This window comes from Robiginitalea biformata HTCC2501 (assembly GCF_000024125.1).
GTDB lineage: Bacteria > Bacteroidota > Bacteroidia > Flavobacteriales > Flavobacteriaceae > Robiginitalea > Robiginitalea biformata.
Genome location: NC_013222.1, coordinates 1,424,572 through 1,443,797 on the forward strand (window position 1 = coordinate 1,424,572; position 19,226 = coordinate 1,443,797).

Annotated in this window: 19 protein-coding genes; 7 read left to right on the forward strand and 12 right to left on the reverse strand. The window is 57.8% G+C overall.

The features are described from left to right. On the forward strand, nt 1–1,464 hold the full coding sequence (locus RB2501_RS06250; protein ID WP_015753918.1) for a DUF389 domain-containing protein: 1,464 nt from the start codon (nt 1–3) through the stop codon (nt 1,462–1,464). A gap of 78 nt (nt 1,465–1,542) precedes the next feature. Here RB2501_RS06250 and RB2501_RS06255 read toward each other — a convergent pair whose 3' ends face one another. Both RB2501_RS06255 and RB2501_RS06260 read right to left on the reverse strand, forming a co-directional pair. After that, nucleotides 1,543–2,310: an ABC transporter ATP-binding protein gene (locus RB2501_RS06255; protein ID WP_015753919.1), complete on the reverse strand. Its 768-nt coding sequence runs from the start codon at nt 2,308–2,310 to the stop codon at nt 1,543–1,545. Beyond that, entirely contained in the window at nt 2,310–3,047 is a 738-nt protein-coding gene (locus RB2501_RS06260) for an MlaE family ABC transporter permease (protein ID WP_015753920.1), read from the reverse strand. The genes RB2501_RS06255 and RB2501_RS06260 overlap by 1 nt, the downstream gene beginning before the upstream one ends. Nucleotides 3,048–3,158: 111 nt before the next feature. On the opposite strand from RB2501_RS06260, the gene pafA reads away from it, so the two are divergent. Next, nucleotides 3,159–4,844 carry an alkaline phosphatase PafA gene (gene pafA, locus RB2501_RS06265; RefSeq protein ID WP_015753921.1) on the forward strand — a complete coding sequence of 562 codons (1,686 nt, stop codon included), beginning with the start codon at nt 3,159–3,161 and terminating at the stop codon, nt 4,842–4,844. Here the strand turns inward: pafA and RB2501_RS06270 are convergent. From RB2501_RS06270 to gcvP, 3 genes are read right to left on the reverse strand one after another with little or no spacing between them, the layout of a single operon-like run. Next, complete coding sequence (locus RB2501_RS06270) at nt 4,836–5,702, reverse strand: glycosyltransferase (protein WP_148214300.1); 867 nt, start codon at nt 5,700–5,702, stop codon at nt 4,836–4,838. The two genes, pafA and RB2501_RS06270, sit on opposite strands and share 9 nt — an antisense overlap. 11 nt (nt 5,703–5,713) lie before the next feature. Further along, on the reverse strand, nt 5,714–6,256 hold the full coding sequence (locus tag RB2501_RS06275; RefSeq protein WP_015753923.1) for a class I SAM-dependent methyltransferase: 543 nt from the start codon (nt 6,254–6,256) through the stop codon (nt 5,714–5,716). A 2-nt stretch (nt 6,257–6,258) separates the two neighbouring features. Continuing rightward, nucleotides 6,259–9,108, reverse strand: a complete 2,850-nt coding sequence (gene gcvP, locus RB2501_RS06280; RefSeq protein WP_015753924.1) for an aminomethyl-transferring glycine dehydrogenase — start codon at nt 9,106–9,108, stop codon at nt 6,259–6,261. Between the two features lie 136 nt (nt 9,109–9,244). Here gcvP and RB2501_RS06285 point away from each other — a divergent pair, with 136 nt between their 5' ends. Continuing rightward, nucleotides 9,245–10,075 (forward strand): UbiA prenyltransferase family protein, encoded by an 831-nt coding sequence (locus RB2501_RS06285; RefSeq protein WP_015753925.1) that lies wholly within the window; start codon nt 9,245–9,247, stop codon nt 10,073–10,075. Here the strand turns inward: RB2501_RS06285 and RB2501_RS06290 are convergent. Both RB2501_RS06290 and RB2501_RS06295 read right to left on the reverse strand, forming a co-directional pair. Further along, nucleotides 10,057–10,302, reverse strand: coding sequence for a hypothetical protein (locus RB2501_RS06290; protein WP_015753926.1), 246 nt, complete (start codon nt 10,300–10,302; stop codon nt 10,057–10,059). The two genes, RB2501_RS06285 and RB2501_RS06290, sit on opposite strands and share 19 nt — an antisense overlap. Continuing rightward, on the reverse strand, nt 10,299–10,865 hold the full coding sequence (locus tag RB2501_RS06295) for a sigma-70 family RNA polymerase sigma factor (protein ID WP_015753927.1): 567 nt from the start codon (nt 10,863–10,865) through the stop codon (nt 10,299–10,301). The genes RB2501_RS06290 and RB2501_RS06295 overlap by 4 nt, the downstream gene beginning before the upstream one ends. A gap of 74 nt (nt 10,866–10,939) precedes the next feature. Between RB2501_RS06295 and RB2501_RS06300 the strand changes: the two genes are divergently transcribed. Next, complete coding sequence (locus RB2501_RS06300) at nt 10,940–11,296, forward strand: rhodanese-like domain-containing protein (RefSeq protein ID WP_041327030.1); 357 nt, start codon at nt 10,940–10,942, stop codon at nt 11,294–11,296. A gap of 5 nt (nt 11,297–11,301) precedes the next feature. Here RB2501_RS06300 and RB2501_RS06305 read toward each other — a convergent pair whose 3' ends face one another. Genes RB2501_RS06305 through RB2501_RS06315 form a run of 3 tightly spaced genes read right to left on the reverse strand, consistent with a single transcriptional unit; the run spans nt 11,302 to nt 15,062 of the window. Further along, nucleotides 11,302–13,332, reverse strand: a complete 2,031-nt coding sequence (locus tag RB2501_RS06305) for a M3 family metallopeptidase (protein WP_015753929.1) — start codon at nt 13,330–13,332, stop codon at nt 11,302–11,304. 57 nt (nt 13,333–13,389) lie between these two features. Continuing rightward, nucleotides 13,390–13,887, reverse strand: a complete 498-nt coding sequence (purE, locus tag RB2501_RS06310; RefSeq protein WP_015753930.1) for a 5-(carboxyamino)imidazole ribonucleotide mutase — start codon at nt 13,885–13,887, stop codon at nt 13,390–13,392. Beyond that, nucleotides 13,884–15,062, reverse strand: a complete 1,179-nt coding sequence (locus tag RB2501_RS06315) for a 5-(carboxyamino)imidazole ribonucleotide synthase (RefSeq protein WP_015753931.1) — start codon at nt 15,060–15,062, stop codon at nt 13,884–13,886. Before RB2501_RS06315 ends, purE begins: the two co-directional genes overlap by 4 nt. Nucleotides 15,063–15,180: 118 nt before the next feature. On the opposite strand from RB2501_RS06315, the gene RB2501_RS15970 reads away from it, so the two are divergent. From RB2501_RS15970 to RB2501_RS06330, 3 genes are all read left to right on the forward strand, one after another. Further along, a complete protein-coding gene (locus RB2501_RS15970) occupies nt 15,181–16,296 on the forward strand; it encodes an adenylate kinase (RefSeq protein WP_015753932.1) in 1,116 nt (371 codons plus the stop codon). Between the two features lie 48 nt (nt 16,297–16,344). Next, nucleotides 16,345–17,346, forward strand: a complete 1,002-nt coding sequence (gene obgE, locus RB2501_RS06325; protein ID WP_015753933.1) for a GTPase ObgE — start codon at nt 16,345–16,347, stop codon at nt 17,344–17,346. A gap of 137 nt (nt 17,347–17,483) precedes the next feature. Beyond that, a complete protein-coding gene (locus RB2501_RS06330) occupies nt 17,484–18,002 on the forward strand; it encodes a DUF4136 domain-containing protein (protein WP_015753934.1) in 519 nt (172 codons plus the stop codon). Nucleotides 18,003–18,063: 61 nt separating this feature from the next. Here the strand turns inward: RB2501_RS06330 and RB2501_RS06335 are convergent, their stop codons facing one another. Continuing rightward, nucleotides 18,064–18,849 (reverse strand): SDR family oxidoreductase, encoded by a 786-nt coding sequence (locus tag RB2501_RS06335; protein WP_015753935.1) that lies wholly within the window; start codon nt 18,847–18,849, stop codon nt 18,064–18,066. Between the two features lie 10 nt (nt 18,850–18,859). After that, nucleotides 18,860–19,177: a cupin domain-containing protein gene (locus RB2501_RS06340; RefSeq protein ID WP_015753936.1), complete on the reverse strand. Its 318-nt coding sequence runs from the start codon at nt 19,175–19,177 to the stop codon at nt 18,860–18,862. Nucleotides 19,178–19,226 lie beyond the last annotated feature (49 nt).

Below are 19,226 nucleotides of genomic sequence, written 5' to 3' on the forward strand. Positions count from 1 at the left end.
ATGAAGGAAAATTTAAACCAGGATCACATTTCCCCCACCCAGGACCCGGACAGCGGGGAGGAGGTTAAGAAAGATTTTCAGGGGCTGGTGGGCAGCGTCCGCAAGTTCCTGACCGAATTGCTCAACATCCGGCGGAACACCGACCAGGACGCTGCCAGGGAGGCGATCGTGGCGGATATTTCCTTTAAGGGGCACACCGCCTGGATCCTGGTGTGTTCCATTTTTATCGCATCGGTGGGCCTGAATGCAAATTCCACCGCCGTGGTAATCGGGGCGATGCTTATTTCCCCGCTGATGGGCCCCATCCTCGGCATCGGGATGTCCCTTGCGATCAACGATATCGATACGCTCCGGCGTTCCCTGAAGAATTTTGCCGTCATGGTCGTGCTCAGCGTGTTGACGGCTTACCTGTTTTTTGAATTCTTCCCGCTCCGGGACGAGTCGTCCGAGTTGCTCGCGCGGACCGAGCCGGATATCCGGGATGTACTCATCGCGTTCTTCGGCGGTCTGGCCCTGGTGATTGCCCGGGCCAAGAAAGGGACCATTGCGAGCGTGATCTTCGGGGTCGCCATCGCCACAGCGCTGATGCCGCCCTTGTGTACCGTAGGGTTTGGCCTGGCCATCGGCAACTGGGACTACGCGGCAGGGGCCATGTACCTCTTTACGATCAACACGATATTTATCGCGTTGGCCACCTTCCTGATCCTGAAGATCCTCCGGTTCCCCATGGTGCGCTACGCCAATTCAAAGAAGCGCCGCTTTATTGCCCGGATGGCCTCCCTGATTGCGATCCTGGTCATGGTGCCGGCGGGGTATACCTTCTACAAGGTGTTCCAGGAGTCTCGGTTCCGCGGGCAGGCCCGGGAATTTATCAGCGAGACCATTGGCATCTACCAGTTCCCGGGCAATGGGCGCTATATGGAAAACCTCACCCAGATTGAATACCGGGAAGACGGTACTTCGGTGATTGAGCTGGTTTGCATGGGGGATGACGTGATCCCGGAAAATGTGATACAGACCTGGCGTGCCCGGAAGAACAGCTACGCAAAACTCGCCGATGCGGAACTCAAGATTGTCCAGGGCGGACGTGACGACGGGGAGGAAAAATTCCGCTATGTCAACGAGCTCTATGAAGCCAAAAAGGCGGAACTACTGAACAAGGATGAACGCATCCGGCTGCTCGAGGAGGAGCTCACCAGTATGCGGAGCCTGGCCGACGGCATGGTGCCCTTCGGGGAGATATCCGCCGAGGCCCGGGCCAGTTACGAAAACCTCGTCGGGTTGGGGTTTGCCTATACGCTGCAAACCGATTTCAACAAGACGGATACCATCCCGCTTTTTGAGGCCCGGTGGCGGGAAGATATTCCGCAGGCGGTGCGGCAGGAAGACCAGAGGCGCCTTTCCAACTGGCTCCGGACGCGGCTGAAAAACCAGAAGATCCAGGTGCGGGAGGCCGGGAGCTGAGACCCGGGTTTTGGTAGTTGTGGTCAGGTTGGTTGCGGCTGTGGCTGTGCCAGCTGTGGCTGTGCGGTCCGGGGCGTATTAGTTTTTACCCTCCAGATACATCTGGCGCACCTTCTTGAAGAGTTCCGAGGAATAGACAAAATTGGTGACGGCCTCATTGTCCGTGCGGAAGATTTCCTTTTTGGTCCCTTCCCATTCTTTGATCCCGTTTTTCAAAAAGATGATTTTTTCCCCGATTTCCATGACGGAATTCATGTCGTGGGTATTGATCACCGTGGTGATGTTGTATTCCTCGGTGATTTCCTGGATCAGGTTGTCGATAAGCATGGCCGTTTTCGGGTCGAGTCCGGAATTCGGCTCGTCGCAAAACAGGTACTTCGGGTTCATGACGATGGCGCGGGCGATGGCGACGCGTTTCTGCATTCCCCCGGAAATTTCCGCAGGGTACTTTTTGTGGGCATCCACCAGGTTCACCCGATGGAGCACGAAATCCACCCGCTCCTGCATTTCCGCCCGGGACTGTTTGGTAAACATATCCAGGGGGAACATCACATTCCCCTCCACTGTCATGGAGTCGAAAAGGGCGCTGCCCTGGAAGACCATCCCCATTTCCTGCCGCAGGTCCCGACGGACCTCCCGCGTCATTTCCGAATAGGCCTTGCCCTCGTACAGGATATTGCCCGCCGTCGGGGTTAGCAAGCCGAGGAGGCACTTCATGAATACGGTTTTCCCCGAGCCGCTTTGGCCGATAATCAGGTTGGTCTTCCCCTTCTCGAAGGTGGTGGAGATTCCCTTGAGGACTTCGGTGTCGCCGAACGACTTTCGCAGGTTTTCTACTTCTATCATCAGCCGAGCAGCAATTGTGTTAGGATATAATTCATGACGATGATCACCACGCTGGTCCACACAAAGGAGACCGTGGAGGCCTTGCCGACTTCCAGGGCGCCCCCCTTCATATAGAAGCCGTGGTAGGAAGGGACCGTGGCAATGATAAAGGCAAACACCACCGATTTGATAAACGAATACATCACGTGGAACGGGATGAAATCCAGTTGCAGGCCCTCGATAAAGTCGGCACTCGAACTGAAACCGCCGAACACCCCGGCTATCCAACCCCCCAGAATTCCCACATACATGGCAATTGCCACCACAAACGGGTAGAGCAACATGGCGATGATCTTCGGGAATACCAGGTAATTAAGCGCATTGACCCCCATGACTTCGAGGGCGTCGATCTGTTCCGTTACCCGCATGGTGCCGATGCTCGAGGTAATATACGAGCCCACTTTTCCGGCCATGATAATGGAGGTGAATGTGGGGGCGAACTCCAGGATCACCGATTGGCGGGTGGCAAAACCAATCAGGTTCTTGGGTATCAACGGGTTGCTGATATTCAAAGCGGTCTGTATCGCTACAACCCCCCCGATAAAGAAGGAAATAAAGATGATGATGCCCATGGACCCGTAGATCAGTTCATCGATTTCCTTGAGGATCAGGGATCGCATGATTGGCCACTTGGTGGGCTTTTTGAAAGTTTCGACAATCATGATTGCGTAACTCCCTATAGATGCCAGGTAGTTCATAGGTCGCGCCGGGCTTAGGTTCGTAAAAATAACAATATTCACATTGATTTAAATCCAGTTCCGGGGGATAAACAGGACGAATCCCTATTTTTGATACCAAAATCAACTCCCATGACGCGAAATCCGATCATAAGGCACTGGCTGACGACAATCGCCCTGCTGGCCCCCATTGTACTCCTCACCGCCCAGGTCTCTATCCGGGAACGACGCGGGGATTCCCGGGCCGAGGTGTTTGAGCGCCCCCCGAAACTCATTGTCGGCATCGTGGTAGACCAGATGCGCTTCGATTACCTGTCCCGGTTCTGGAACCACTACGGGGAAGGCGGTTTCAGGCGGCTGGCCGGCGATGGCTTCCTCTGCCGGAACCACCATTTCAACTATGCCCCTACCAGCACGGGCCCCGGCCATGCCTCTGTATATACGGGTACGACCCCCGCGGTCCATGGGATTATCGGCAATAGCTGGTTCGACAAAGTGACCGGGGAAAATGTCTACTGCGCCGGGGACGACCAGGTGGAATCCGTGGGGACCACCAGTGACGCCGGGAAGATGTCTCCCCACCGCCTGATGGTAACCACCATTACCGACCAGCTGAGGCTCCACCATCAAATGCGATCCAAGGTGATAGCCGTTGCCCTGAAAGACCGGGGCGCTGCCCTGCCGGGCGGCTTTACCGCGAACGCGGCCTATTGGTTTGAAGGGGGGGCTGCAGGTAACTGGATCAGCAGCTCGTATTATATGGAAACGCTGCCGGAATGGGTCCGCGCCTTCAATGCGTCGGACGCCGCTGAAAAGTATAAGCGGATTTGGGAACCGGCCAAACCCCTGAACACCTATGCCGAGAGCGGCCTGGACAACGTGGTGTACGAAAGTGCGTTTAACGGGCAGGCGGCCCCGGTTTTCCCCTACGACCTGCCGGCTCTCTGGGAGGACAACGGGCAATTCGGCCTCCTGCGGGTAACGCCCTTCGGCAACAGCCTCACCCTGGATTTTGCCCTGGCTGCCCTGGAGGCGGAAGGGCTCGGGGACGACCTGATCACCGACTTTTTAGCCATCAGCTTTTCGAGTACCGACTACGTGGGCCATAAATTCGGCGTGGATTCCAAGGAAGTCCAGGACACCTATATCCGGCTCGACCAGGACCTGGAACGGATGCTGGATGCCCTGGATAAAAAGGTGGGCGAAGGGGAGTATACGGTATTTCTGACCGCCGACCACGGGGCGGTGCAGGTACCGGCCTTCCTGGCCGACCAGCGGGTGCGTGCGGGATATCCCGACTCCGGTGAAATGCACCGGCGTTTCGGGGAATTCCTGCAATACACCTACGGCACCACGGACATTGTCCGCGCCACTTCGAATTCCCAGATATTCCTGGACCACGATGTGCTCCGCAACCTGGAATTGGAACCCGCCCAGGTACAGGCGCAGATGGCCGGGGAGCTCCTGGGATACGACGGGATCAACCGGGTCTATACGGCCACCCAGATGCAGGGTTCAACATACCAGGACGGAATTCCGGCCATCCTGCAACAGGGGTACAACCAGAAACGCTCCGGAGACTTGTTGCTGGTTTATGACCCGGGCTTTGCCGAGTATTCCCGGACGGGATCTACCCACGGCACAGTGCACAATTACGATACGCATATCCCGCTGATTTTCTATGGGCACGGCGTGCGGCCCGGCCAGTCGTTCCGCAGGACGGAAATCCCGGATATCGCGCCAACGTTGGCGGCCATGTTGGGGATTGCATTTCCAAATGGCACCACGGGGGAACCTATTGTGGAAATCCTACGATAGCTTCCGGCGAATTTCCCGCCAGCGCCAGTTGCGGGCAAATGCCCCTTCCTGACGGGTCAGTAACCTCCCGGAACCCGAAAAGAACGCGCGGAGGTACCCGGAGAGGTGCTGGAAAGGGAGGAGTGGATTCCGACGTTTCCAGGCCATTTTCAACGAAGAGAGCAGGCTGATGCCAACCCCGTAGCGGAGCTGATAGAGCGCCTGTCCCTGCAGCCTGGCATTTCTGGCTGAATAGGCAAAGCCGGTAGGCCGCATATGGATCACCTTCAACTCCGGCAGCGTGCGGACGCCAAACCCGTGGTAGCGGGCCAACAGGGCGTCGGCCATATCCCACCCAATGGAAGGCCGCAGCCCGCCAATGGTCCGGAAACAGGCTTTACTGTAGAGTTTCACGGGGCCGCGGACATGCCCGGGCCCGGCGATGGGCTCATAGACGGTTTTTCCGTTTCGTTCCACATAGAGGTGGCCCCCGCAGAGGCCCAGGCCCGGATGCGCTTCAAAGGCTTCCAGGACTTTTCGGAAGTAGTCGGGGGGAAGGAGGATATCCGCGTCGAATTTCCCGATGAAATCGTAGGGTTGTTCGGTCTGGCTGAGCCCGTACTCAAAACACTCCACAACTTTGGGCCCCGGTTGGTGGCCCGAACCGGAAGTCCGGCCGGCCAATCGGATCCAGTCGTGTGCCCGGGCAAACTCCCCGGCGATTTGGGCGGTGCGGTCCGTGCTGTTGTCATCTACGATGAGCAGCTCGTCCGGCTGCCGCTCCTGGCTGGCGAACGATTCCAAACAGGCGCGCAGGTACTTCCCCTCGTTGTGGGCGGGCATGATAATTACGAGCCGTTTGCTGTTTTCAGTTGCCAAATTCCGGAGGGTTAATTGCCGTCGGTGGGCGACAGGCCGGGGCGTTCCGCATAAACCAGGTAATACCTGGGGGTAAAACGCCTCAACAGTGGCCGGAAGCCGATTTTTTGAACCGGGTGGGCCCACTGGAGCCGGTCCTTGATAACCCACCCGGATTTTTCGAGCAACCAGTCAAACTGCCAGGCTTCGAATTCGTGGAAATGCCGGTCGCGGTCATCGGTTTTGGAGCGGTACGCACTGGCAAACCACAGCCTGAGCGGGACGCTGGCCAGGAGTTTGTCGCCCGGTATGGCCCGCAGGACGTTATAGGGGGCCACCAGGTGCTCGAGGATCTCAAAGGCAGTGACTACCCCGGCCCCGGTGTTTTTGATGGCTTCCAGGTCTTCGTCCAGGTCCTCTCCCTGCGTATTGCTGACGGTATATCCATGCTCCCGCATAATCTCCGCAAAGGGGTTATCCACCCCCAGATCCAGGATGGTCTCTTCCGGACGGATATGCTTCCGGAGGAATTCCAGGGTGAGTCTGTAGCGTTTTTCGGGATAATGGGTGTACATGGCTATTCGACAGTTTCGGCATACGCCTCGAGCGGGGCGCAGGTACACATCAGGTTGCGGTCGCCAAAGGCGTCGTCCACGCGCCGGACGCTGGGCCAGAATTTATTCTCCCGCACATGGGGCAGGGGAAAGGCCGCCTCGGCCCGGCTATACGGGTAATCCCAGGTATCGGCGGTAACCATGTCCGCGGTATGGGGGGCGTTTTTCAGGATCGGGTTGGGCTGCTCCCCGGAAAGATCAATTTCCCGGCGGATGGACAGGAGCGCATCGCAAAAGCGGTCGAGTTCTTCCAGGCTTTCGCTCTCCGTGGGTTCGATCATCATGGTCCCGGCTACCGGGAAAGAGACCGTCGGCGAATGAAAGCCGTAATCGATCAGGCGCTTGGCGATATCTGTAACCTCGATTCCCATTTTTTTAAACGGACGGCAATCGATGATCATTTCGTGGGCAGCCCGCCCGAGTTCCCCGGTATACAGGATGGGATAGGCTTCCCGCAGGCGCTCCTTGATATAATTGGCGTTCAGGATGGCGATTTTGGTGGCCTGCGTCAGGCCCTCCGCACCGAGCATCCGGATATAGGCATAGGAAATCAGGCAGACCAGGGCGCTCCCCCAGGGGGCTGCCGAAATGGCCGGGATGCCGTGTTTGCCGCCCGTTTCCACGAGCGGGTTTTTCGGCAGGAATTCCGCCAGCTGGGGTGCCACGCAGATGGGGCCCACCCCCGGGCCGCCCCCGCCGTGGGGGATGGCAAAGGTCTTGTGGAGGTTCAGGTGGCAGACGTCGGCCCCGATGGTGGCCGGGTTGGTGAGGCCTACCTGGGCGTTCATGTTGGCGCCGTCCATATAGACCTGGCCCCCGTTATCGTGGATGAGCTGGGTTACCTGCCGGATGGAGGATTCGAAGACCCCGTGCGTGGACGGGTAAGTCACCATCAGTGCGGCCAGGGAATCGCTGTGGGCGGCTACTTTCTCCTCCAGGTCGGCCACGTCGATATTCCCCTTGTCGTCGGTTTTGGTTACCACCACCTTCATGCCCGCCATCACGGCCGAAGCCGGGTTGGTCCCGTGGGCCGAAGCCGGGATCAGGCAGACATTGCGGTGGCCTTCTCCCCGGGACTCGTGGTAGGCCCGGATGACCATCAACCCCGCGTATTCGCCCTGGGCGCCGGAATTCGGCTGGAGGGAAGTGGCCGCAAAACCCGTGATTTCGGTTAGGTAGGCCTCGAGTTTTCTGAGCATCTTCTGGTACCCTGTTGCCTGGCTTACCGGCACAAACGGGTGGAGGTTGCCCCATTCCGCCATGCTCAGCGGCAGCATCTGGGTGGCGGCATTCAGTTTCATCGTACAGGATCCCAGCGAGATCATCGAATGGTTCAGCGCCAGGTCTTTTCGCTCGAGTTTTTTCAGGTAGCGCATCATCTCGGTTTCCGAGTGGTAGCGATTGAAGACATCCTGCCCGAGAAAGTCAGTGGCCCTGCGGAGTCCTGCCGGGATTCGGGATTCCGCGGAGAAGTCGGTGCAGCCCGGACTGTCCGTGCCCAGGGCGCGGGCAAAAACTTCCAGGATGTCCGCGATATCCCAGGGCCCGGTGGTTTCGTTCAGGGAGACGGATACGCCATCCCCGAAGTAATTCAGGTTGATACCGGCTGCTTCCGCTTCCTTCCGGACGGCCCCGGCGGGCACCTCCGCGGTCACCGTATCGAAAAAGCTGGAATGCCGGAGGGATACGCCCATTTTTTCCAGGCCTTCGGCAAGGGATGCCGCCGCTGCGTGGATGTTGCCTGCAATCCTCCGCAAGCCGTCCGGCCCGTGGTATACCGCATAGGCGCCTGCCATCACGGCCAGCAATACCTGGGCGGTACAAATATTCGAAGTGGCCTTGTCCCGTTTGATATGTTGTTCCCGGGTCTGTAGGGCCATCCGCAGGGCCGGTTTACCGTCCACATCCTTGCTCAGGCCGATGATCCGCCCCGGGATTTGCCGCTTATAGGCCTCCCGGGTGGCAAAAAAGGCTGCGTGCGGCCCGCCATACCCCATCGGTATGCCAAAGCGCTGCGTACTGCCAACCACCACATCGGCCCCGAATTCCCCCGGGGGTACCAACAGGCAGAGACTCATCAGGTCTGCTGCAACTGCTACTTTGATATCCAGGCTGTGGGCCTGCGCCACAAAATCCCCGAATTCGCCTACGGAGCCGTCGGCTGCGGGGTATTGGAGGAGGGCGCCAAAGAAGTCCCCGTCGAGGCGGGCCGTTTCGGGAGCGCCCGGGACGAGTTCAATCCCCAGGGGCGCCGACCGGGTTTCCAGCAGGGCAAGCGTTTGCGGGAGCACACCCTCAGAGACAAAAAATTTGACACACCCGGTTTTCTTTTGTTCCCTGCTTCGCAGTTCAAAGATCATGGCCATGGCTTCTGCCGCTGCCGTGCTTTCGTCCAGGAGGGAGGCGTTGGCCAGTTCCATGCCTGTGAGGTCGCTGACGACGGTCTGAAAATTGAGCAGGGCTTCCAGGCGCCCCTGGGCGATTTCCGCCTGGTAAGGGGTATAGGCCGTATACCATCCGGGATTCTCCAGGATGTTGCGCTTGATAACGGAGGGCGTAATCGTAGGATGGTATCCGAGACCGATATAAGATTTCATCAGGTCGTTCTCCCGTCCCAGTTCGTGTATGTGCTGCAGGAATTCATGTTCGGCCATGGGCGGGTCCAGTTGCATGGGCCCTTTCAGGCGAATGCCGTCCGGCAGGGTTTCATAGATGAGTTGTTCGAGGTTTTCCACCCCGATCCGCCCTGTCATGGCCGGCAGGTCGCCGGGGCGAATGCCCAGGTGGCGGGAAGCAAATTGCGCAGTTTTCATAGCAATCCGGATTGACTTTTTAGAGGTCACAAAATTAGGTATAAATTACTGGATAACCGCGGATAGGCGCACAGTGTCAGGTGAAAGTTTTTAACCGGAATCCCGGCTTATGAACACTTTGGCATACCTTTGCCCCATGCGCCTTTACCACGCAGTTTTCCGCATGTATGTCGGTGGAAGTATCCACGTTGCGGCTGTATTGCTGGCGCTGCTCTATTATACGGAGCGGCTATCCGGGGCTACCGTGCAGCCGGAGTATTACGGCGCCCTGTTCTTTGGGAGTATTGCGGGTTACAATTGCCTGAAATACGGGGCGGAGCCCTGGAAGTACCGACCGAAAAAGGGATCGCGCATCCGGCTGTTATTTGCCCTGAGCCTCGTCTGCCTGTTGGTGGGCCTGTATTTCCTGTTTCTGCTGGATATACCCTACTGGTGGATGAGTGCGGCATGCGCCGTACTGGCTGCCCTGTATTCGCTGCCCCTGTTTCCGGGCTTTCGGAACCTGCGCAGTTTTGGCTTGCTGAAGGTGCCTCTGGTAGCCCTGGTCTGGGTGGCAGCCACGGTCTGGATACCGGTATGGGGCAGTGGAAGTACTCTTGGCTGGGACCTTTGGGTGGAGAGTGTCCAGCGATTCCTATGGGTGGGATTGCTGATGCTGCCTTTCGAAATACGGGATATGGATTCGGATCCGCCGGCCATCCGTACGCTGCCGAGGCGGCTGGGGATGGCCGGAACCCGCCGGCTGGGGTGGATCGGGGCCTTCTTGCTTATGGTGACGGTGGCGCTTAAGGATCTGCCAACAGGCGCAGAGTGGGTGAGTAAGGGGCTCGCGGCTGTTTTAACCGGGCTCGCCATCCAGTTCAGCAGCAGGGATCAACCCCCTTATTACGCTTCCTTCTGGGTGGAGGGCATTCCCATGGTATGCCTGGCGGCATTCGTAGCCTGGGATCAGCTGGCCGGGCCCTGACCCCGTTCCTTTTCCAGCCGTTGTTTTAATTTTTCCTTTTCCTCCTCCGGCAGGACGTGGAGTGAAGCCTGGTTGCACAAGTCGGTGAGCCGGCTGTTTTTCCTGGAAAAGCGCGCACATTGCCGGCAGACAATCAGGTGGGCCCACAGCCGGAGCCGCTCCGCCAGGGAGGCTTCCCTGTACTGGTTCTTATGGCAGATCGTTACCGCTTCGTCACAACTGATCATGTCGCTTGTTTAAACCATATTTCGTTCAGGCACCCCATCAGGGCCGTTCGGGCCCTGTGTACGATTACCCAGAGATTAGACGGGTTAATATCCAATTCTTTACAAACATCTTCCGTACGCATCCCGCGTATGGTTTTCATGGTGAATACCTGCGCCTGCTTTTCGGGTAAACGTCCGATGCATTCCCGGATGGCCATCCCGAGTTCCTCGTTTTCGACCGTGTCGTTTTCCTTTGTGGATTCCGGGTCTGCGGCCATCTCTTCCAGCCAGTCGCCTTCCTGCCCGGATTGGGAAGAATAATGCATCCGGACCTCTGCCTTGCCCTTGAAGGTGTTCGATTTGCGGTAATGATCGATGACTTTGCGTTTGAGGATGGCTATGAGCCAGGTCTTTTCGGCGGCATTCCCTTTAAAGTTGGGAGCCGACTGTAAGCCGGCGACGAAGGTTTCCTGAACGAGGTCCCTGGCGAGTTCCTCGTCGTTTACCCGTACCACGGCGTAATTATAGAGGTAATCCGCATAGCGGTCTACCCATTTTTCTGGATGTAATTCTTGTTTGGGCATCCGGGTAAAACTAGGATCAAAAATAACTGAAATTTAAGGAATAATGCTACCTTGCTCTAAAGAGTCGTTCGTATATGAAACCATTGATCGCGTTATTTTTGGCCATGTGTTCCCTGCAGGTTGCGGCACAGGCGGAACAATTGCCCATGGAGGCATTCAATCCGTCCTCCCTGTCCGAAGGGGCGGTACTGCTGGATGTCCGGACCCCTGCGGAATTCAATGAGGGTCATCTGCCGGGGGCCGTCAATATCGACTGGTTTGCCGACGATTTCAACTCGCGGTTGGAAGATATCCCGAAAGATGCCGAAATCTACCTGTATTGCAAAAAAGGGGGGCGGAGCGCCCGTGCCTCCGAAAGGCTTCTCACCCTGGGCTATACCCGTGTGGTCGACCTGACCGGCGGGTACGACGCTTACCAACCCGGACAGTAAACGAACTAGTTTACGGCAGGCACCAGGCCGGCCCGTTTGAGCAGGGCGTCGATTTCTGGCTCGCGGCCCCGGAAACGGACATAGAGTTCCATCGGGTCCTCGGTACCCCCCCGCGACAGGATGTGATCCCGGAAACGACGGGCTGTTTCCCGGTCAAATATCCCGGATTCCCTGAATGAGGCAAAGGCATCCGCGTCGAGGACCTCGGCCCATTTGTAGCTGTAGTAGCCCGAGGCGTACCCGCCCTGGAAAATATGCGCAAAAGCCGTGCTCATGCAGGTTTCCGGATGTTCGGGGAAGAGCCGGGTAGGTGCAAATGCTTCGGATTCATGCGCTTTGACATCCGTGATATCCGACGGGTTGCCCCCGTGCCAGGCCATGTCGAGGAATCCGAAGCTGAGCTGGCGCACCGTGGCGATCCCCTCCTGGAAATTCGCGCTGGCCTTGATTTTTTCAATCAATGTATCCGGCAAAATTTCCCCGGTTTTGTAATGTCTGGCAAAAAGTGCCAGGGCGTCGGGCTCGTAACACCAGTTTTCCATGAGCTGGCTGGGCAGTTCCACAAAATCCCAGTATACCGATGTTCCGGATAGCCCCGGGTAGGTGGTATCTGCCAGCATCCCGTGGAGGGCGTGCCCGAATTCGTGGAAGAGGGTGGTCACCTCGTCAAAGGTCAGCAAGGCGGGTTGGCTGGAGGTCGGCCGCGTAAAGTTGCAGACGATGGCGATATGCGGGCGCTCCACCGTACCGCCTTTGCGGTATTGGGGTTTATACGAAGTCATCCAGGCGCCACCCCGTTTTCCGGGGCGCGGGTGGAAATCCGCGTAGAACAGGGCTACCAGCTTCCCATCCGCATCCACAACCCGGTAGGTGCGGACTTCCTCGTGATAGGTGGGGAGGGAATCCTCAGGCTGGAAGGACAGGCCGTAGAGCCGGCCGGCTATTTCAAAAACGCCGTCAATGACGTTCTCGAGCTGGAAGTACGGTTTGAGGATTTCATCGTCCAGCGCAAATTTCTCCTGTTTTAGTTTTTCCGAATAATAGGCCTTGTCCCAGGGCTCCAATTGGGTCAGCCCGTCCCGTTTTTCCGCGTAGGCTGCCAGTTCCCCTAGTTCTCGTTTTGCTGCAGGCAGCGCCTTCTCCAAGAGTTCCTCCAGGAATTCCCGGACGGTTTCCGGGGATTTTGCCATGCGCTGCTCCAGCACGAAATCGGCGTGGCTCGCGTAGCCCAGCAACCGGGCCCGTTCAAAGCGGAGGTTGGCAATCCTGAGCACAATTTCCCGGTTGTCCCGGGCATCGCCGTGAAACCCCTTGCTGCCGAAGGCCAGGTAGAGTTCTTTTCGCAGGTTCCGGTTAGCGGCGTACTTCATAAACGGGAGGTAAGACGGGTAGTCCAGCGTAATGATCCACCCTTCCTTGCCGCCCGACCCGGCGCGTATGCGGGCCGCTTCGCGCTGGGACTCCGGCAGGCCTTCCAGGTCTTCTTCCCGGGTGATGTGTAATTCGTAGGAGTTGGTTTCCTCCAGGATGTGCTCCCCGAAGGTGAGTTTCAATCGGGACAATTCCGAATCGATTTCCCGCAGCCGTTTTTTGCCCGCGGCATCCAGCAGGGCGCCGTTCCGCCTGAAGTGCAGGAATTTCTTTTCCACTAAGGTCCGGGATTCGGCATCCAGGTCCATCGTTTCCCGGGCCTCGTAGACTTGCCGGACACGGTCAAAGAGGGACTCGTTCAGTGTAATGTCGTTGCTGAATTCGCTGAGCAGGGGGGAGACTTCCTGGGCCAGCGCCTGGATTTCCGCATTGGTCTCGGCGGCATTCAGGTTGAAGAAGATACTGCTGATGCGGTCCAGCCTGGAGCCGGCATAATCCAGGGCTGCAATCGTATTCTCAAAATCCGGCGGGGCCGGATGGTCCGCAATAGCGTCGATTTCCGCCCGGGCTTCGGCCAGTGCTGCGTCAAAGGCGGGCTTGAAATGTTCGGTTCGGATCGATGAAAAAGGGGCAGCGTCAAAGGGCTGCAGCAGCGGGTTCTCCATGTTTTTGGATTTGGAATGCGAGAGGTTTCTATTTCCGGCCGGGCAGTGGCTCTGGCCTCAGCTATTGAATTTGCGGCGCACTTCGCTGGCGCCATCGAGCACTTTCTCCTTGAGGGATTCCTTAAAGGCGATAATTTTTTTAAGTAGTGCGGGGTCGGAACTGCCCAGGATCTGTGCTGCCAGGATACCGGCATTCCGGGCCCCGTTCAGGGCTACGGTGGCTACCGGCACCCCTCCCGGCATTTGCAGGATGGAGAGGACCGAATCCCATCCGTCGATGGAGTTGGAACTCCTGACCGGTACTCCGATAACCGGCAGGGGCGAATACGCGGCTACCATCCCCGGCAGGTGGGCAGCGCCACCGGCCCCGGCAATAATGACGGAAATGCCTTTTTTATGCGCCTCGCTGGCAAATTCAGCGAGCTTTTCCGGCGTCCGGTGGGCCGAAACGATGTCGACTTCCACGGTTATTTCCAACTTTTGCAACAGGTCGATAGCTTCCTGCATGACAGGCAGGTCGCTTGTACTGCCCATGACAACGGCTACTTTACTCATGCTTCCTTCGTTTTGGATTGGACCCGGATCCGGGCCTTGACTTTTGCGGCGGTTTCCCGGGCTTTTTCCAGGGAGGCGTCCGCGATGGTTACGTGCCCCATTTTCCGGAATGGCCGCGTTTCCTTTTTCCCGTAAATATGCGGGCTGACTCCGGGCATTGCCAGGATGTCCCCGATTCCTTCATAGCTCACAGGCCCCCGGTGGTCTGCTTCGCCTACCAGGTTGACCATGACCGTGGCCACCTTGTTATCCGTACTGCCCAGGGGCAGGTTGAGGATGGCCCGGAGATGTTGTTCGAACTGGTCCGTATAACTGCCTTCCAGGCTGAAATGCCCGCTGTTGTGGGGCCGGGGCGCCACCTCGTTAACCAGGATGTCCCCGCCGGGCGTGAGGAAAAGCTCAACGGCCAGCAGGCCGACGGCGCCATATGCCGAAGCGGCCTTTAACGCTATTTCACGGGCTTTGCCGGCCAGCTTGTCCGGGATACGGGCCGGGCAGAGCACATATTCCACCTGGTTGGCTTCCGGGTGGAACTCCATTTCCACTACCGGGTAGGTGACGACTTCCCCGTCCGGGTTCCTGGCTACGATAACTGCGAGTTCCGTGGCAAAATCCACCAGGTTTTCCGCAATGCATTCCACGTTGGGAAGTCCCTGCAGGTCGGCGGCTTCCCGGACGATCTTCACGCCCTGCCCATCGTAACCGAACCGGGCGCTTTTCCAGACAAACGGCAGGGAGAGCCCTCCGTTTTTCAGGCTGTCGGTTATCTCACTGGTGTAGGCAAACCGGGTGAACGGCGCGGTGGGAATACCCTTATCCGTATAGAATAATTTCTGGCTCGCCTTGTTCTGTATGGTCCGGAGCATGGCCGGCGGCGGATAGACGCGCACGCCCTGGTCTTCCAGGTCCTCCAGGGCGGAAACATTGACGTTTTCGATCTCGATGGTCAGGACATCCACGTCCCGGCCAAAGTCCATCACCGTGTCGTAGTCCATCAGGTCGCCTTGCTGAAATTGGTTGCAGGCCAGCCGTGCCGGCGCTGCACCGGACGGGTCCAGCACCTTGGTGGCAATATCCCATTGGCGCGTTTTGTAAAGGAGCATTTTCCCCAGTTGGCCGCCTCCCAGGATCCCCAGGGTAAAATCGGTAGAAAAATATGGCTTGGTGCCCGGCATATTCGGGTGTTTTCGTTTTTTGAACGGTCCCACAAAAATACAGCTTAATCTCAGAAAGCCGGGGGCCCCCGGTCAAAAAAGAAAAATCAAAACACTATCTTCGCGTTTCTAACAAGGCATGGAACAGTCGGTAACAATTTACGGCAAACGATTTAACCATTTTATCCCGGAATCCGAGATCCTCAGGGCAGTGGAGAAGGTGGCTGCTGAAATCGCGGAGGATTACAGGGACGCCGTACCCGTTTTTGTGGGCGTCCTCAACGGGGCCTACATGTTTGTCTCCGATTTTATGAAACACTACCCGCATCCCTGCGAGCTCACCTTTGTTAAGCTGAGTTCCTACAGGGGGCTGACCTCTACGGGGATTGTGGAAACCCTGCTGGACCTTCCCGAACAGGTAGAGGGGCGGCACGTTATCATCCTGGAAGACATCGTGGATACGGGGCGCACCCTCCAGGAACTCGTGCATTTGTTTGCCAACAAGAATGTTAAAGACTTCAGGATAGCCACCTTGTTCTACAAATCGGAAATCTACAACGGGGAGTACCCGATCGACTATTTCGGCCTGGAAATCCCCGACAAATTTATTGTGGGTTACGGCCTGGATTACAAAGAGCAGGGCCGGAACCTGCGCGATATTTACCAACTAAACAAACCACCCATGATCAACCTGGTCTTATTTGGGAAACCCGGGGCCGGAAAAGGTACCCAGGCGGCTTTCCTGAAAGAGAAGTACGACCTGAAGCACATCTCCACCGGCGATGTGTTCCGATACAACATCAAGAACGGCACGGAACTCGGCAACCTGGCGAAATCCTATATCGATAAAGGGGACCTGGTGCCCGATGAGGTTACCATCCGGATGCTGCAGGAGGAGGTCGAGAAAAACCCGGAAGCCGCAGGCTTTATTTTTGACGGTTTCCCCCGGACTGTGGCGCAGGCCGAAGCCCTGGACGATTTCCTCCGGACCAAGGACATGCAAATCGACGCTACCATTGCCCTGGAGGCTTCGGACGACGTCCTGCTGGAGCGACTCCTGGAGCGCGGCAAGGTCAGCGGCCGTTCGGACGACCAGGACCCGGAGAAAATCAAGAACCGTTTCCGGGAATACAACGAGAAAACGGCACCCCTTAAATCCTACTACGAGGAACAGGATAAATTCTACAGCGTAAACGGGATCGGCGAGATCCAGGAGATTACCGACCGCCTGGCCGGGGTCATCGAATCGTTGTAGGACCAATCAGCGGCTGCAACAGGCCGCAGTAACTAACACCTGCACCCCATGACGGAAGGCAACTTTGTCGATTATGTTAAGATCCACCTCCGGTCCGGGAAGGGGGGGCAGGGTTCTGCGCACCTCAGGCGCGAAAAATACGTCGCCAAGGGCGGTCCGGACGGCGGGGACGGCGGCCGGGGCGGCCATGTGATCGTCCGGGGAAACAAGGATCTCTGGACCTTGCTGGGCTTTAAGTTCAAACGCCACTTCCAGGCGGGCCACGGGGAACACGGAGGACGCCAGCGCAGCACCGGGGCGGACGGGGAAGACGTCGTTCTGGAGGTTCCGTTGGGCACGGTGGTAAAGGATACCGATTCCGGGGAGCAACTCTTTGAGATTACCGAAGACGGGCAGGAGGAGATCGTGGCCGAAGGCGGGAAGGGGGGCCGGGGCAACTGGCACTTCAAGAGCTCCACAAACCAGACGCCGCGCTATGCCCAGCCGGGGTTGCCCGGGGAGGAGAAAAACCTGCTGTTGGAGCTTAAAGTGCTCGCGGATGTTGGGCTAGTGGGCTTTCCGAATGCCGGAAAATCCACGCTTTTAGCCGCCTTGACTTCCGCCAAGCCAAAAATTGCCGACTACGAGTTTACCACTCTCAAACCCAACCTGGGGATTGTCAAATACCGGGATTTTAAGAGCTTTGTCATCGCGGATATCCCGGGGATTATCGAAGGCGCCTCCGAGGGGAAGGGCCTGGGGCATTATTTCCTGAGGCATATCGAGCGAAATGCCTTGTTGTTGTTCCTGGTGCCGGCAGACAGCCAGGACATTGCCTCCGACTACCAGGTCCTGCTGGGGGAACTCCGCAAATACAACCCGGAACTGCTGGACAAGCGTCGGTTGCTCGCCGTTTCCAAGTCCGACCTGCTCGACGCGGAGCTCACCCGGGAACTCGACGCTGAATTGCAGAATAGTTTGCCCGGGGTGCCTTACCTGTTTATCTCCTCGGTTTCCGGCCAGGGCCTGACGCAGCTGAAGGATCAGCTCTGGAAGCTGTTGAACGAATAAGCCCGGAACCATTGAACGAATAAGGCGGGAGCCGTTCAACGAATAAGGCGGGAGCCGTTCAACGAATAGGCCGGACAACGCTTTACCACTAGCGCCAATTTGCGTAATTTAGGGAGGAAGACCCAAGTACCTCTGCTATGAATCACCTTCGGATACTGATCTGCCTCCTATTGGTTTCAGCATGCGGAACCGTCCGGGTTCAAACCGATTATGAGCGGGAACAGGACTGGTCCGCTTACGGCACCTATAACTTCTACCCCGAAATGCAAACCGGGCTGAGCGACCTGGACGCGCGCCGTTTGCTCGACGCCGTGGAAACAGTCCTTCGGCAGCGCGGGTTCCAGCAATCCGAGGAACCGGACTTTTTGGTAAATATTTACAGCGATACCTACGACCGGCCGTCGGGCAGCAGCGTGGGCTTTGGCATGGGGGGTACGGGCCGGCAGGTGGGCGGCGGGGTATCCGTTGGCATCCCGGTCAACGGCAACGGGCTGGAGCGGCGGATTACCTTTGACGTGATAGACCGCACCAGGGAAACCCTGGTATGGCAGGCAATCACTACCGATCGGTTCCGGGAGCAGGCCGACCCGGCGGAACGCGAGGCCCGGCTATTGCAGGTGGCCCAAAAAGCGTTTTCATCCTTTCCTCCCCGGTAGCGGGCTGCCGGGTTGCCGGCCTTCCGACCGGATGCGGGAATCCCCCTTTCGTTCGGGCGGGTTAATAGGAACGTAGCAGCCCGCCGTCCAGCGGGATCACCGCCCCGGTGATATACGCAGCCCTGTCGGATGCCAGGAAGGTGGCCAGGTACCCGTACTCTTCGGGCTTACCAAACCGGCGCAAGGGGACATTATCCAGGAGTTTCCCGGTGACTTCGGACGTGTCAACGCCCATTTGCTCCGCTTTTTTATTGTTCAGGGAGGCGAGTCGCTCCGTGTCGAAATAGCCCGTAAGCACCGAATTTACCGTAATCCCATGGGGCCCGGCATCGGAGGCAAGCGTTTTGCCCCAACTCACCACAGCCGCGCGGATACTATTGGAAAGCGCCAGGTAGCCCAGCGGCTCGCGGACGGAAACCGAGGCGACATTGATGATGCGCCCCCAACCCTGTTGCCGCATGTGGGGCAGGGCGCAGTGCGTCGTATGCACCACGGATTTAAACAACAGGTCAAACGCCTGTTGGTAGTCGTCCACGGTCTGCTCCAGGCTGGTGCCTGCCGGCGGCCCCTGCGTGTTGTTGACCAGGATATCGACCGGGTCGTTTTCAAGAAACTCTGCGATTTGCGTTTTATACGTTGCAAGGTCCGTATAGTCTACCTGGATAAACCCGTGCCCGCGCCCGGTTTCATCCGCCAACTCCCCGACGAGTTGCCGGAGTTTGTCCCCGCTCCGGGCTGCGAGGGTTACCCGTGCACCGCTGGCTGCGAGTTCCCGGGCAACCCCCAGGCCGATACCCCGGCTGCTGCCGCCTACCAGGGCGTGTTTCCCTTCTAATGAGATTTCCATATCCTTCGGTTTATCGGTATTCTTCGCGAACGGGGGCAAAGGCGTCCAGTAACCGGCAGGGGGTCAGGGCCTTCCCGCTGTGCATCGCCCCCGACGGGATCAGGACGATATCCCCCGGGCCATAGGTGCCCGTATGCCCGTCCAGCGTAAATTCAAAACGCCCCTCCAGGACGTGCATGATTTGTTCGTGTTCGTGTTGGTGCGGGGGCACCTCGGCCCCTTCCCGGACCTCCCAGAAGGCCAGGCTCATTTTTTCTCCGTGTACCATCCGCCCGTTGAATCCGGGCATGATTTCCCTTGGGGCCATCGTGTTGAGCGAGTATTCCATAAACGAAATATTTCCTTGGGAAAAGTTCCCGTGTTCGCGGTGTAAATTA

What these genes read in the sequence shown, in the direction of transcription:
- RB2501_RS06250 (WP_015753918.1), top strand. Translation starts at nt 1, where the DNA reads ATGAAGGAAAATTTAAACCAGGATCACATTTCCCCCACCCAGGACCCG.
- RB2501_RS06255 (WP_015753919.1), bottom strand. Translation starts at nt 2,310, where the DNA reads ATGATAGAAGTAGAAAACCTGCGAAAGTCGTTCGGCGACACCGAAGTC.
- RB2501_RS06260 (WP_015753920.1), bottom strand. Translation starts at nt 3,047, where the DNA reads ATGAACTACCTGGCATCTATAGGGAGTTACGCAATCATGATTGTCGAA.
- pafA (WP_015753921.1), top strand. Translation starts at nt 3,159, where the DNA reads ATGACGCGAAATCCGATCATAAGGCACTGGCTGACGACAATCGCCCTG.
- RB2501_RS06275 (WP_015753923.1), bottom strand. Translation starts at nt 6,256, where the DNA reads ATGTACACCCATTATCCCGAAAAACGCTACAGACTCACCCTGGAATTC.
- gcvP (WP_015753924.1), bottom strand. Translation starts at nt 9,108, where the DNA reads ATGAAAACTGCGCAATTTGCTTCCCGCCACCTGGGCATTCGCCCCGGC.
- RB2501_RS06285 (WP_015753925.1), top strand. Translation starts at nt 9,245, where the DNA reads ATGCGCCTTTACCACGCAGTTTTCCGCATGTATGTCGGTGGAAGTATC.
- RB2501_RS06290 (WP_015753926.1), bottom strand. Translation starts at nt 10,302, where the DNA reads ATGATCAGTTGTGACGAAGCGGTAACGATCTGCCATAAGAACCAGTAC.
- RB2501_RS06295 (WP_015753927.1), bottom strand. Translation starts at nt 10,865, where the DNA reads ATGCCCAAACAAGAATTACATCCAGAAAAATGGGTAGACCGCTATGCG.
- RB2501_RS06300 (WP_041327030.1), top strand. Translation starts at nt 10,940, where the DNA reads ATGAAACCATTGATCGCGTTATTTTTGGCCATGTGTTCCCTGCAGGTT.
- RB2501_RS06305 (WP_015753929.1), bottom strand. Translation starts at nt 13,332, where the DNA reads ATGGAGAACCCGCTGCTGCAGCCCTTTGACGCTGCCCCTTTTTCATCG.
- purE (WP_015753930.1), bottom strand. Translation starts at nt 13,887, where the DNA reads ATGAGTAAAGTAGCCGTTGTCATGGGCAGTACAAGCGACCTGCCTGTC.
- RB2501_RS06315 (WP_015753931.1), bottom strand. Translation starts at nt 15,062, where the DNA reads ATGCCGGGCACCAAGCCATATTTTTCTACCGATTTTACCCTGGGGATC.
- RB2501_RS15970 (WP_015753932.1), top strand. Translation starts at nt 15,181, where the DNA reads ATGGAACAGTCGGTAACAATTTACGGCAAACGATTTAACCATTTTATC.
- obgE (WP_015753933.1), top strand. Translation starts at nt 16,345, where the DNA reads ATGACGGAAGGCAACTTTGTCGATTATGTTAAGATCCACCTCCGGTCC.
- RB2501_RS06330 (WP_015753934.1), top strand. Translation starts at nt 17,484, where the DNA reads ATGAATCACCTTCGGATACTGATCTGCCTCCTATTGGTTTCAGCATGC.
- RB2501_RS06335 (WP_015753935.1), bottom strand. Translation starts at nt 18,849, where the DNA reads ATGGAAATCTCATTAGAAGGGAAACACGCCCTGGTAGGCGGCAGCAGC.
- RB2501_RS06340 (WP_015753936.1), bottom strand. Translation starts at nt 19,177, where the DNA reads ATGGAATACTCGCTCAACACGATGGCCCCAAGGGAAATCATGCCCGGA.